We start from the raw sequence: 12733 nt of genomic DNA on the forward strand, positions 1-12733 counted from the left end.
CACGCCACCCCGGCACAACACGCCATCCCGGCACAACGCGCCACCCCGGCATATCGCGCCACCGCGTGCGTCGGTCCGCGTACGCTGAGTGCTGTGATCGGACGCCCCACCCTGAACCAACGCCGCCGTGACACCACCCGGCTGGAGATCGCCCGTACCGCCGCCGCGCTCTTCGCCGAGCGCGGGGCCGAGGCGACCACCGCCGAGGAGATCGCGCTCGCCTCCGGCATCTCGGTGCGCACCTTCTACCGCTACTTCTCCGTGAAGGAGGACGCCGTCGCCCCGCTGCTGGCGGCCGGCGGCCGGCGGTGGGTGCTGCTCTTCGCGGAGAGCTCGGCCGATCTGCCGGTCCGCGAGGCGCTGGAGCGTTCGGCGGTCGAGTCGCTGACGCCCACCGACACCCCGGGCGTGGAGGCCATGCACTGGACCCGCGACCTGCTTCGCGATCCCCGGCTCGACTCGGTCTGGCAGCGCGTGCACGCCGACTCGGAGGAGCGGCTGCGCGCGGTGCTCACCGCCCGCTGCCCCCGGGGTACCGACGAGCTGGAGATCCGGCTCGCGGCCGCCGCCGCGACCACCGCCATCCGGGTGGCCCTGGAGGAGTGGGCCTTCTCCGACGCCCCCGCCGCCGGGCCGGGCTCGCCCCAGGAGCTGGGCGCCCGGTGCATGCGCGAACTGACGGCCGGCCTGCGCCTCTGGAGCAGCGTCAGCTGACGCGAGGTCAGCCCGGGCCGCCCGTCGCATCGCCCGCCACACCGCCCGCCACACCGCTCGTCACACTGCCCGTCACTCCGCTCGTGCCAGCCCGCTCTCCCGCGGTCCCGGCAGCGCCCCGGCCGCCATACCCGCTGGTCGGCGGGTCCACGGGGGCCCGGCGGGCCGCTAGGGTTGTTGATCGCGCCTCGGTGGTGGCTTCCGTGGTGGACGGGGGAACCGGGGCGGCCGTTCCGGTTGTCCTGACAGTTGTCCTGACAACGGGGACGGGGGAGTTCGAGGCGTGGGAGCAAGTAGGACATGGGTCTGACGAGCCACAAGGTGCTGGCGCTGACCGTATTGATCGCCGTCGTGATGATGGCCGGCACGGTCTGGCTGTGGCCGAGACTGTCGAAGACGACCTGGCAGGCGGTGCTCGGCCGGATCGGCGCGCTGCTCGCCACCCAGCTCACCGTGCTCGCCGCGCTGGGCCTGGTGGCCAACAACTACTTCGCCTTCTACAGCAGCTGGGACGATCTGCTCGGCACCGGCGACAGCGGCCCGGTCGTCATCCAGAACAAGGCGGACGCCTCCGGGCGCCTCCAGGTGGAGACCATCGGGCACGCGTCGGTCCAGGGCGGCGGGGCGCTCGGTCGCGACCCCAAGCAGTCCGGCGAGATCCGCGAGGTCCGGATCGACGGCGCCGGCACCCGGCTCTCCACCGACGGGTACGTCTACCTGCCGCCGCAGTACTTCCAGCCGGAGTACGCGCAGAGGCAGTTCCCGGCGGTGATCGTGAGCACCGGCTTCCCCGGGATCGCCAAGAACCTGGTGACCCGGCTGAACTACCCGGGCGCGGCGCTCAAGCTGCTCCAGGAGGGTCGGATGCAGCCGACCGTGATGGTGCTGATGCGCCCCTCGCCCGCCCTCCCTCAGGACACCGAGTGCGAGGACATCCCGGGCGGCGCGCAGTCGGAGACGTATTTCACCAAGGACGTCCCGGCCGCGATCCAGGCGACCTACCGGGTCTCCTCGGATCCGCAGGCCTGGGGCTTCATGGGCAACTCGACCGGCGGCTACTGCGCCCTCAAGCTCGCCATGCGGCACCCGGAGGTCTTCCCGACCGCCGTCTCGCTCTCCGGCTACTACCAGGCCGCCGACGACCCGACCACCGGCGACCTCTTCCGGGGCAGCCAGCAGCGTCGCAACGAGGCGGACCTGATGTGGCGGCTGAAGAACCTGCCGCAGCCCGAGGTGTCCGTCCTGCTGGCCGGGACCAGGGAGGGCGACGGCGACTACCGCCGGGACACCGAGGCCTTCGTGGCCGCCGCGCACGCGCCCATGAAGGTCTCCTACAGCATGATGAAGACCGGCGGCCACAACTTCGAGACCTGGAGCAGGCTGCTGCCGTCCTCGCTGGAGTGGCTCTCCCAGCACCTCAAGGTGCCGAGCCACACGGTCTGACCACCACCGGGCCCGCCCGCCCGGCCAGAACGCCCGGATACCAGCGCGCCCGGTCACCAGGACGCCAGGACACTGGCGCCCCGGACCGGTCTCAGGCCACCGGCTCCAGCGTCCCGGTGTGTAGCTCGCCGACCCGGCCGCCCTCGCCCTCGTACGTCCAGAACGCGCGCACCGTCAGCCTGCCGAGGTCCATCACGTGGCTGACGGTGATGCCGCTCTGCTCGGTCCAGCTGACGAAGTACAGCTCCGGCCCGATCTCGGCGATGTGCAGCGCGACGTCCTCCCACTGGCCCGCCGACTCGCCGAGGCCCTCCCAGCGCAGCCGCTTGCCGTCGGGCGAGTAGGCGTTGCGGAAGGCCGCGCCGTTGTCGACCTGGAAGAGGTAGGTACGGCCGGCGAAGGCGGGCAGGGGCGCGGTCATGGCGGAGCGGGTCCTCGTCTCTCGTCTGTGCGGTACGGCTGGACTCCCAACCTATCCGACCGGCCGACCTTCGCGGCGGACATGCGGGCACCCGGCCCCGGAGCGGACACCGGGCCGGCGCCGCGCCCACCCCGGCCGGACCTCCGCCACCCGCTCGCCGGCCCGCCGCCGATCCCGTCGGCCGCCCCGCGCCCGCCCCGCGCCCGCCCCACGCCCCGCCTCGTCTCCAACTGATCAACTTCCCCGGTGACTTGATCCACTCCGGACGGCTCGCACTGTGAGCTGCGCGACAACACCCCCCGTCGGCTTGTCGACATTCGAGCGGCCTGCCTAGCCTGCACGAGTCCGTCTTCGCGGACCCCGCCGTCGGGACGCCGAGTCCTGTCCACCCGCCGGTCGGCAGTCGAGCACCGCAGCGGACGGGAGCGGGGGACCCAGGTCAGCGCCCGGCCCACGCGCTCGCGCGTGCGGACCGAGGCTAGGGGTGAAGCCGCTCCCACAGGCGGCCGGGCAACCTCAGCCCGAACCCGACAGCTCACCTCGCAGGCGTCTACAGAGGACTCCGCCATGCAGAAGCCTGCCCGGCGCGCGACCCCGCGCCACGCCCGCCCCTCCCACCGAGGCCGCAAGGCCGCCTTCGCCGCCACCGGAGCGCTCGCCATCAGCGGCGCCGGCCTGCTCGGCGTCCCGGCGCTCACCGGCGCCCAGGCGGCCACCGCGCCGACCGTCACCCAGGACAGGCTCGCCCCGGCCACCATGGTCGCGGGCAAGGCCACCACGGCCGCGCTGACCGTCCACTCCTCGTCCTGCTTCACGGCCAAGACCGTCGGCGTCGGCGTCCGCGACGCGGCCGGGCGCAACCTCGACTTCCCCGGCAACGTCTCCAACGCGCAGATCTGCCCCAGCGGCCTGTCGATCACCACCGGTGCCCGCACCCTGCCCGCCGGGACGTACACCCAGTTCGGCTTCTGGCAGGACCTCGGCGGTGCCTGGCACAACCTGCCCTCGCGCCAGCTCGCGGTCTCCGACGCGACCGTCGCCCCCGCCCCGAACCCGACCGCCACCCCCAAGCCCACCCCGACGCCGTCGCCCACCGCGACCGCCACGCCGTCGCCCACCGCCCCGGCCCCCACCGCGCCGGCGACCGGCGCCCCGGTCGCCGGGAAGTCGCTGACCTGGTCGGACGAGTTCAACGGCCCGATCGCCTACGGCTCGCGCTGGACGGGTGACAAGAGCAGCGCCTACCACTACGGCAACCACAACCCGGACGACAACAAGCTGGACTGGCTGAACAAGAACAACGTCTCGGTGGCCGACGGCGTCGCCACGTTCACCGCCAAGCCGGGCGCCAACACGCTGGAGAACGGCAAGAAGTCCTGGGACACCGGGCTGCTCACCACCGAGTACTCCAGCGAGGGCTTCCAGGTGAAGACCGGCGACTACGCCGAGACCCGGGTCAAGCTCCCGGCCGGCACGGGGGCCTGGCCGGCCCTGTGGACCTGGAAGAACGGCAACGGGGAGATCGACTCCTTCGAGTACCACCCCGACAACCCGAACCTGCTGGAGCTGACCAACCACGTCAACCCGGGCCACCTGTACTACACCGACGCCAAGGCGATCGCGAAGGACGGCTGGGTCACCATCGGCACCCACTACGGCGCCACCTCGGTCGACTGGTACGTCAACGGTACGAAGGTGTTCTCGGACGGCAAGGGCGTCGGCGCCAACTGGTCCGCGTACCTGATCCTCAACCTGTCCCTGAGCGCCGGGCAGTACCACGCCGCGCCGACGGGCACGACTCCGATCACCTTCGCCGCGGACTACGTCCGGGTCTACCGTTAGGAAGCCACGCGCGGGGGCCGCCTGGACGGGATCCGGGCGACCCCCACGCGGCTCCGGTGGCCCCGCTCAGCCGCGGGTGCTCTCCACGACGTGGACCGTGAACGGCTGGCGGTTGTTCGCCTCGTTCCGGTCGTCGTCGCTGCGCACCGCCACGTAGCCGCCGTCCAGATCGCCGAGGGGGACGGTGGAGGCCACCCGGAGCGGGATCAGTGCGGTCGCGGTCCGGTACCGCTTCAGCCCGGCCGGGAAGGTGCAGCGCACCCGGTGGCCGTTCTGGAACTCGTAGCAGTTGTCCGGGAAGAACGGGGCCTCGGCCGTCACGCCCTCCGGCAGGGTGATCACCACGGTGAACGCGGAGGCGGTCCGGTCCGGGCCGTCGTTGGCGATGAAGGCGTGCAGCGTCGTGGTACCGCCGGGCGCGACGGGGTCCGGGTCCAGCCGGATCACCTCCAGGTCGGAGTCGGACGGCTTCGCCGCCGCGACCGCCGGTTCGGCGCTCGGTGCGGGGTCGTCGGTCGGACACGCCAGGGCGGTCCCGCCGACCATCGCCACCAGGGCGCATCCCACCGTCAGTGACCTGCCCAGAATTCCCCGTACGGACGTACTACGCGACATCGCGCTCACCCTGCCCTTGTCTTCCGGCGCCCCGCACCGTCGCGGGGCGCGCACGGACTCAGCGTGAGCGATCGGTCCTCCCAGGCAGGTCCGACCCGCCCTCGGGCCGCCCGAACGGGCGAACTCCGGGCGAGCCGCGCCGGTGTCCCTTGCGGGGCGGTGGTGATGACGCCGCGTCAGGGGGCGAGGACCTGCCCCAGCCGGGCCGCGATCTGGTGCATCACGGGGACGAGCGAGGCCGCGCCGGCCTGCTCCTCCAGTGCCCGGATCCGGGCCTCCGGGCCGGAGACGGAGAGCGCCGTCGGGGTCGGCGCGCCGGGCACCGCGAGCGCAATGCAGCGCACCCCGATCTCCTGCTCCTGGTCGTCCACCACGTAGCCGCGCTCACGCGCCTGCGCCAACTGGACCAGCAGCTCCTGCGGGTCGGTCACGGTGTAGGAGGTGTGCGCCGGCAGCGGGTTCGGGCCGAGCACGGCCCGCGCCTCCTCCTCGGGCAGCTGGGCCAGCAGCGCCTTGCCGACGCCCGTGCAGTGCGGCTGCACCCGGCGGCCGACCTCGGTGAACATCCGCATCGAGCGCCGCGACTGCACCTGTCCGACGTACACCACCTCGCCGCCCTCCAGCACGGCCAGGTTCGCCGTCTCGCCGGTGGCCTCCATCAGTTCGGCCAGGTAGGGGCGGGCCCAGCTGCCGAGCAGTCGCCCGGCCGTCTCACCGAGCCGGATCAGCCGGGGGCCCAGGGTGTAGCGGCGCGCGGTGTCCTGGCGGACATAGCCCTGCTGCACGAGGGTACGAACCAGGCGGTGGATGGTGGGCATCGGCAGCCCGGAGGAGGTGGAGAGCTCACTGAGCGTCGCCACGCCGCCGGAGTCGGCCAGCGCCTCCAGCAGCAGGAAGGCGCGCTCGACGGACTGCACGCCGCCGCTCGCGCGGTCCGGACCCGTCGTCGATGCTGTGTCGGGGGTCGCAACCACCGGCGTTCCCTTCGCTGTCGGGGGAGGAGTAGAGTCCCAGCGATCACCTCAACAAACCGTTGAAATTCTGTATCGCGGAAACTAGTCTCCACCTTACAGAATCGAACCCTCCGACAGGTGGGGTTTCCCCTCGGTTCAGATCAAGGACGTTCCCACCGGAACTGCCTTCGCCATGCTCAACCGTCTTAGGAGTGTCCTGCTCATGGCTACAGATCAGGGACCCGCCGGCGCCTCCCCCGCCGCTCCGGTCGTCACTGTCGCCGGTCCGCGAGTCCACCGGGCCGAGGAGGTGCTCACTCCGGAGGCGGTCGCCTTCGTCGTCGGCCTCCACCGCGCGTTCGAGGACCGCCGGCAGGAGCTCCTGGTGCGCCGCAGGACCCGCCGTGCCGAGATCGCCGAGACCGGCACCCTGGACTTCCTCCCCGAGACGGCCGCCGTGCGGGCGGGCGACTGGACGGTGGCCGAGGCCCCCCGCGCCCTCCAGGACCGCCGGGTCGAGATCACCGGCCCCACCGACCGCAAGATGGTCATCAACGCCCTCAACTCCGGCGCCCGGGTCTGGCTGGCGGACTTCGAGGACGCCACCTCGCCGACCTGGGAGAACGTGGTCGGCGGCCAGATCAACCTGATCGACGCCTTCGAGGGCCGGATCGACTTCACCTCCTCGGCCGGCAAGGCCTACACCCTCAGGCCGGCCGCCGAGCTGGCCACCGTGGTGGTCCGCCCGCGCGGCTGGCACCTGGACGAGAACCACCTGCTGGTCGACGGCCGGCCGGTCGCCGGGGCCTTCCTCGACTTCGGCCTCTACTTCTTCCACAACGCGGCGCGGCTGCTCGCGCGCGGCGCGGAGGACCCGAACTCCGGCCCCTACTTCTACCTCCCGAAGACGGAGAGCCACCTGGAGGCCCGGCTCTGGAACGACGTCTTCACCCACGCCCAGGCGGCGCTCGGCATCCCGCACGGCACCGTCCGGGCCACCGTGCTGATCGAGACCATCACCGCGGCGTTCGAGATGGAGGAGATCCTCTACGAGCTGCGGGACCACGCCGCCGGGCTCAACGCCGGCCGCTGGGACTACCTGTTCTCGATCGTCAAGAACTTCCGCGACGCCGGCGAGCACTACATCCTGCCGGACCGCAACTCCGTCACCATGGCCTCCCCGTTCATGGCCGCCTACACCCGGCTGCTGGTGCAGACCTGCCACCGGCGCGGCGCGCACGCGATCGGCGGGATGGCCGCCTTCATCCCCAGCCGCCGCGACCCCGAGGTCAACGCGGCCGCCCTGGAGAAGGTCAGGGCCGACAAGGACCGCGAGGCCGGCAACGGTTTCGACGGCTCCTGGGTCGCCCACCCGGACCTCGTCCCGGTCGCCCGTGCCTGCTTCGACGCCGTCCTCGGCGAGCGCCCGAACCAGAAGGACGACCCGGGCCCGGCCGAGCCCGTCACGCCCGCCCAGCTGCTCGACATCGCCGGCGCCGGCGGCCACTGCACCCACGCCGGCCTGCACAACGCCGTCCAGGTCGGGGTCCGCTACATCGAGGCGTGGCTGCGCGGCCTCGGTGCCGTCGCCATCTTCAACATGATGGAGGACGCCGCCACCGCCGAGATCTCCCGCTCGCAGATCTGGCAGTGGATCCACAACGGCGTGGTGCTCTCCGACACGGGCGAGAAGGCCACCGCCGACCTGGTGCGCCGTCTGGTGGCCGAGGAGCTCGCCGCGCTCCGGGCCGAGCTGGGCGACGAGGCCTACGCCGGTGGGCGCTGGCGCGAGGCCGCCAAGCTCTTCGAACAGGTCGCCCTGGCCGAGGAGTTCGCGGACTTCCTGACCCTGCCCGCGCTGCCCCTGCTGGGCTGAGTCCAATCTATCCGCGCGTGTGCCCGCTGCCGCCTGCCGGCTTGTAGCAGTCGCCGCGCCCCATTGCTCCGTTCCGTACGGCGACGAATCCAGCTGTCCTCATCGTCGCCGTGCGGAACGGCCGTTTCCGGAGGCATCGATCCCCGTGGCACGCATCTTCTTCAACGGCCAGGCCATGGTCGGCGGCCCCTTCCACCCCTCGGTGGCCGACGCGCTGGTCGGCCCGGTCCGCACCGCGCCGGGCTACCGCTTCTTCTCCATCGGGGACGTCTGCCCCGGACTGCTCGCCGACCCGTCCGTCGACACCGCCATCGAGGGCGAGCTGTACGACATCACCCTCGAACACCTGCGTGACGTGATCCTCCCCGGCGAGCCCCGTGAGCTCGAACTCGGCGTCATCACGCTGGCCGACGGCTCGCCCTGCCTCTCCATGCTGCTCGCCCGCGGCGAGGCCGACCGCGGCGTCCACCGCGAGATCACCCGCTACGGCGGCTGGCGCCGCTACCTCGCCACCCTGGGCCGCACGGCCTGACACCCCACCACGCCCGGAGGGCCTGCGCCGACCGGCGCAGGCCCTCCGTCGTGTCCGGATCCCGATCGGGCCGGGCCGCCGACGCGGAGGGGCCGCCTCCGCCCGGGCACGCCACAGCCCCGGACCCTCGCCGTGGGTCCGGGGCTGGGGTCCGTGCGCCGTCCTGAGCGGTGGCGCACGGAGTCCGGGTGACGCACCGTCCCTGGGCGGCCCGGAGTTCAGGGGGGTTACACGGGGCGGGCGGCGAGCTCCTTGGCGGCGCGGGCGCAGGCCTGCGCGATCCGGTCCTCGTTCACCGTGGTCAGCTGCCCCTTCTCCACGACGGCGTTGCCGTTGACGAAGAGGGCGGCCAGCGGCGGCAGGGCGCCGAGGGTGAGCGCGGCGACCGGGTCGGCGATCGAGGAATGCATGATGCCGTCGATCTTCCACAGCGCGAGGTCGGCCAGCTTGCCGGCCTCGATCGAGCCGATCTCGTTCTGCCGGCCGAGCACCCGGGCGCCGCCCATGGTGCCGAGGCGTAGCGCCTGGCGGCCGGTGAGCGCGGTCGGGTAGCCGTGCAGGCGGTTGATCAGCAGGGCGTTGCGCAGCTCGGTGCCCAGCTCGCCGGACTCGTTGGAGGCGGTGCCGTCCACCCCGAGGCCGACCGGGACGCCGGCCTTCAGCATGTCGGGGACCCGGGCGATGCCGGCGGCGAGGCGGGCGTTGGAGGACGGGCAGTGCGCGACACCGGTGCCGGTCTCGGCGAACTTGGCGATGTCCGAGTCGTTCATGTGGACGCAGTGCGCCATCCAGACGTCCTCGCCGAGCCAGCCCACCGACTCGAAGTAGTCGGTCGGGCCCATCCCGAACAGCTCCTTGCAGAACGCCTCCTCCTCGGCGGTCTCGGAGCCGTGGGTGTGCAGCCGGACGCCCTTGCGGCGGGCCAGCAGGGCGGCCTCGCGCATCAGCTCGGTGGAGACCGAGAAGGGCGAGCAGGGCGCGATGGCGATCTGCAGCATCGCGTCGGAGGAGGCGTCGTGGTACTTGTCCACGGCCGCCTCGGAGGCGATCAGGATCTCCTCGGTGTTCTCGACCGCGTGGTCCGGCGGCAGGCCGCCGTCCTTCTTGCTGCGGTCCATGGAGCCGCGCAGCGCGGTGAAGCGCATGCCGAGCTCCTGGACGGCCTCGATCTCGGCGCCGAGGATGTCGCCGCCGTCCTTCGGGAAGACGTAGTGGTGGTCGGCGGCGGTGGTGCAGCCGGACTTGAGCAGTGCGGCGGCCGAGCCCTGGGCGGCGGCGTGCACGAGCTTGTCGTCGATCCGGGCCCAGGTCGGGTAGAGGGCGACCAGCCAGTCGAAGAGGATGTCGTCCTGGGCGAGCCCGCGGGTGATCCACTGGTAGAAGTGGTGGTGGGTGTTGACCAGTCCGGGGGTGACGAGGTGGCCCTCGCCGTTGATCCGGCGTACCACGTTGTCCAGCCACTGCGGGGCGGGGCCGTCGCCGACCGACTCGATCCTGTTGCCGAGGACGACCACGTGGCCGCGGGCGTACTCGGTGTCGTTGGCGTCGACCGTCGCGATCGCGACGTTCTCGATCACGATCCGCTGGTCGGCGGGTGGGGGCTGGACTGCCATGGTGTTACTCCTATGGGGGGAGGGTTGACGAGGAGCGCGCGATGAGCGGCACGCGCCCCCCGTCAACCGGTCAGGACGGTGTCGCCGTCGGCACCGTCGTGGCGGGGTTCCCGTCGGCCGGCGACCGGCGGGCGACCCCGACGTGGTGGAAGAGCAGGTTGAGCAGGACGGCCATCACGCTGCCGGCCGATATCCCGGAGTGCAGCAGGGTGCGGACGGCCTCCGGGAAAGCGTCGTAGAAGGTCGGTACCGCGATCGGTATGATCCCGACCCCGAGCGCGACCGACACCAGGATGGTGTTCGAGCTGGACTCCATGCCGGCCTCCGCGAGGGTGCGGATGCCGCTCGCCGCGACCGTGCCGAAGAGCACGATCCCGGCGCCGCCCAGGACGGGCTGCGGCACCAGCGAGACGACCGACCCGAGCACCGGGAAGAGCCCGAGAAGGATCAGGATCCCGCCGCCGGCCGCGACCACGAAGCGGCTGCGGATCTTCGTCAGCGCCACCAGCCCGATGTTCTGGGCGAAGGCACTGGCGGCGAAGCCGTTGAAGACCGGGCTCAGCGCGGTGGCCAGGCCGTCCGCCCGCAGGCCGGCGGCGAGGGTGGCCTCGTCGGCCTGACGGTCGACGATCTTGCCGAGCGCCAGCATGTCGGCGGTGGACTCGGTCATCGAGACCACCATGACGATGCAGAGCGAGACGATCGCGGCCGCGTCGAACACGGGGGCGCCGAAGTGGAACGGGGAGGGGAGCGCGAAGACCTTCGCGTCCTGTACCGCGCCGAAGTCGGCCAGGCCCAGCGGGAAGGCGAGCAGGGTGCCGAACGCCAGTCCGACGAGCAGCGAGAGCTGCTGCCAGAAGCCGCGCAGCAGCCGGTTGCAGAGCACCACCGCGAGGAGGGTGACCGCGGCGAGGCCGATGGCCCGCATGGAACCGAATCCCGGGGCGCCCGGCGATCCGCCGCGCGCCCAGTTCACCGCCACCGGCAGCAGGGACACCCCGATGAGGGTGATCACGGTGCCCTGGACGACCGGTGGGAAGAACCTGATCAGCTTGCAGAAGTACGGCGCCGCGAGGAAGCACAGGAGCCCCGCGACGATCACCGCTCCGAAGATCACCGGGAGGGCGTCCTTCGGTCCGTGCTCCTTGGCTATGGCGATCATGGGCGCGACGCCCGCGAACGACACGCCGTTCACGAACGGGAGCCGCGCGCCGATCTTCCAGATGCCGAGGGTCTGCAGGAGGGTGGCCAGTCCGGCGGTGAACAGGCTGGCCGAGATGAGCAGGGCGAGTTCGGTGGGGGAGAGCCCCACGCCGGCGCCGACGATGAGTGGAGGAGCTACGACTCCCGCGTACATCGCGGCGACGTGCTGCAGACCGGTGGAGACCAGCTTCACCGTCGGCAGCATCTCGTCCACGGGGTGGACTCCCGGCCCGGAAGGGGTGTCGGGGAGGTGGGTTGACACACCGTCCGGACCGGGTGGTCTTTCTGGGGTGGAACCGCCGTCTGTGGTGCGGGTGGAACGGAGTGCCATGTCGAGCCCCTCTTGTGCCCTGGCTCTCGGCGCGCCCGCGGCGCTGGAGATCCCCCGAGGGCGGGACGGCGGAGCAAGGATCCCTCGGGACGCTTCTCCAGTACCCCGGGCCGGCCGCCGTGAGGCGGGCACGATCTCCGGTGGGTGGGGGGTGGAGAAACTGCTGGTGCAGGAGTTGCGGGTACTGCGAACCGCCCGGTGCCGGCCGGCCGTGGGAGGCCGGGGGGTGCGGTGGTGCCGGGCGGGGTCCATGGGTGGGGAACGGTCAGGCGACCGGGATCACCGGGACGACGCCCTCGCGGTGCACGGTGCCCTCGATCAGGCCGTACATCCGGTCGGCGGCGTAGTAGACCTCGTTGTCGTTCTTGAGGCCGAACGGCTCCAGGTCGACCAGGAAGTGGTGCTTGTTGGGCAGCTCCAGGCGGACCTCGTCCACCTCGGCGCGGTTGTTCAGGACCCGGGTGCCCATCGAGTGCAGGGTCTGCTGCAGCGAGTAGGAGTAGGTCTCGGCGAAGGCCTCCAGGAGGTGGCGCCGCACATGGGTGTAGGAGCGGTTCCAGTTGGGCTGGGGCTCCTCGTCCCGGCCGTCGAAGCCGTACTTCCAGCGGGCCGTCACCTGGGTGGCGAGGATCCGGTCGTACGCCTCCTGGAGGGTGGTGTACTTGTCCTTGATGTAGCCCCAGAACTCCGAGTTGGTGGAGTTCATCACCACGAGGTCCTTGAGGCCCGAGATCACCTGGACGGTCTCACCGTCGTAGACGACCTCGCAGGTGCGGGTCTCGCCGCCGTTGCGGACGAACGAGTGGCCGACTTCCTCCGAGCCGATGAAGCGGGCGGAGTTGTCCGGGGTCTTGATCCGGTCCCAGGTGTACTCCTCGATCCGGATCCGGGCCCGGTGGATCGGCTCGTTGTTGTCCACGAAGTGCTTCGCCAGCGTGATGCCGAACTGCTCCGCGGACTCGATCCCGTACTCCTTCGCGAAGGCGAAGACGGTGTTCTTGGTGGTGTCGGTGGGCAGGCAGTTGGCGTTGGAGCCGGTGAGGTGGACGTCGTCGAGGTCACCGGAGAGGGCGACCGAGACGTTCAGGTCCTTGATCTCGTGACGGGTGCTGTCACGGTAGACGCGGACGATGCGGTTCTCCGCCTTGCCGTACTGGTTCTGACCGAGCACGTGGGCCATGACAGGCTCC

At 71.7% G+C, this 12733-nt stretch carries 11 protein-coding genes and 1 riboswitch; of the genes, 5 read left to right on the forward strand and 6 right to left on the reverse strand.

The features are described 5' to 3' along the window. Positions 1 to 93 precede the first annotated feature (93 nt). Together ABZ497_RS10550 and ABZ497_RS10555 are read left to right on the forward strand one after the other, a co-directional pair. Positions 94 to 714 carry a TetR family transcriptional regulator gene (locus ABZ497_RS10550; RefSeq protein ID WP_329490582.1) on the forward strand — a complete coding sequence of 207 codons (621 nt, stop codon included), beginning with the start codon at positions 94 to 96 and terminating at the stop codon, positions 712 to 714. A gap of 300 nt (positions 715 to 1014) precedes the next feature. Then, entirely contained in the window at positions 1015 to 2157 is a 1143-nt protein-coding gene (locus ABZ497_RS10555; RefSeq protein ID WP_359804301.1) for an alpha/beta hydrolase-fold protein, read from the forward strand. Between the two features lie 91 nt (positions 2158 to 2248). Here the strand turns inward: ABZ497_RS10555 and ABZ497_RS10560 are convergent, their stop codons facing one another. Continuing rightward, complete coding sequence (locus tag ABZ497_RS10560; protein ID WP_329490584.1) at positions 2249 to 2578, reverse strand: hypothetical protein; 330 nt, start codon at positions 2576 to 2578, stop codon at positions 2249 to 2251. A 439-nt stretch (positions 2579 to 3017) separates the two neighbouring features. Continuing rightward, a riboswitch (cyclic di-AMP (ydaO/yuaA leader) is annotated at positions 3018 to 3141 on the forward strand. A gap of 4 nt (positions 3142 to 3145) precedes the next feature. Between ABZ497_RS10560 and ABZ497_RS10565 the strand changes: the two genes are divergently transcribed. Continuing rightward, complete coding sequence (locus ABZ497_RS10565) at positions 3146 to 4420, forward strand: glycoside hydrolase family 16 protein (RefSeq protein ID WP_359804302.1); 1275 nt, start codon at positions 3146 to 3148, stop codon at positions 4418 to 4420. Positions 4421 to 4486: 66 nt separating this feature from the next. Here the strand turns inward: ABZ497_RS10565 and ABZ497_RS10570 are convergent, their stop codons facing one another. After that, complete coding sequence (locus tag ABZ497_RS10570) at positions 4487 to 4987, reverse strand: hypothetical protein (protein ID WP_359804303.1); 501 nt, start codon at positions 4985 to 4987, stop codon at positions 4487 to 4489. Between the two features lie 224 nt (positions 4988 to 5211). After that, positions 5212 to 6009, reverse strand: coding sequence for an IclR family transcriptional regulator (locus tag ABZ497_RS10575; protein ID WP_329490588.1), 798 nt, complete (start codon positions 6007 to 6009; stop codon positions 5212 to 5214). A 202-nt stretch (positions 6010 to 6211) separates the two neighbouring features. Between ABZ497_RS10575 and aceB the strand changes: the two genes are divergently transcribed. Together aceB and ABZ497_RS10585 are read left to right on the forward strand one after the other, a co-directional pair. Continuing rightward, complete coding sequence (gene aceB / locus ABZ497_RS10580) at positions 6212 to 7864, forward strand: malate synthase A (protein ID WP_359804304.1); 1653 nt, start codon at positions 6212 to 6214, stop codon at positions 7862 to 7864. A 145-nt stretch (positions 7865 to 8009) separates the two neighbouring features. Further along, positions 8010 to 8396 (forward strand): gamma-glutamylcyclotransferase, encoded by a 387-nt coding sequence (locus tag ABZ497_RS10585; RefSeq protein WP_329490590.1) that lies wholly within the window; start codon positions 8010 to 8012, stop codon positions 8394 to 8396. Positions 8397 to 8623: 227 nt separating this feature from the next. Here ABZ497_RS10585 and ABZ497_RS10590 read toward each other — a convergent pair whose 3' ends face one another. From ABZ497_RS10590 to pucL, 3 genes are all read right to left on the reverse strand, one after another. After that, on the reverse strand, positions 8624 to 10009 hold the full coding sequence (locus ABZ497_RS10590; protein ID WP_359804305.1) for an 8-oxoguanine deaminase: 1386 nt from the start codon (positions 10007 to 10009) through the stop codon (positions 8624 to 8626). Between the two features lie 70 nt (positions 10010 to 10079). Further along, complete coding sequence (locus tag ABZ497_RS10595) at positions 10080 to 11417, reverse strand: nucleobase:cation symporter-2 family protein (protein WP_359804340.1); 1338 nt, start codon at positions 11415 to 11417, stop codon at positions 10080 to 10082. Between the two features lie 391 nt (positions 11418 to 11808). Next, positions 11809 to 12723, reverse strand: a complete 915-nt coding sequence (gene pucL, locus ABZ497_RS10600; RefSeq protein WP_329490592.1) for a factor-independent urate hydroxylase — start codon at positions 12721 to 12723, stop codon at positions 11809 to 11811. Between the last annotated feature and the right edge of the window lie 10 nt (positions 12724 to 12733).

The organism is Kitasatospora sp. NPDC005751 (assembly GCF_040630835.1).
GTDB lineage: Bacteria > Actinomycetota > Actinomycetes > Streptomycetales > Streptomycetaceae > Kitasatospora.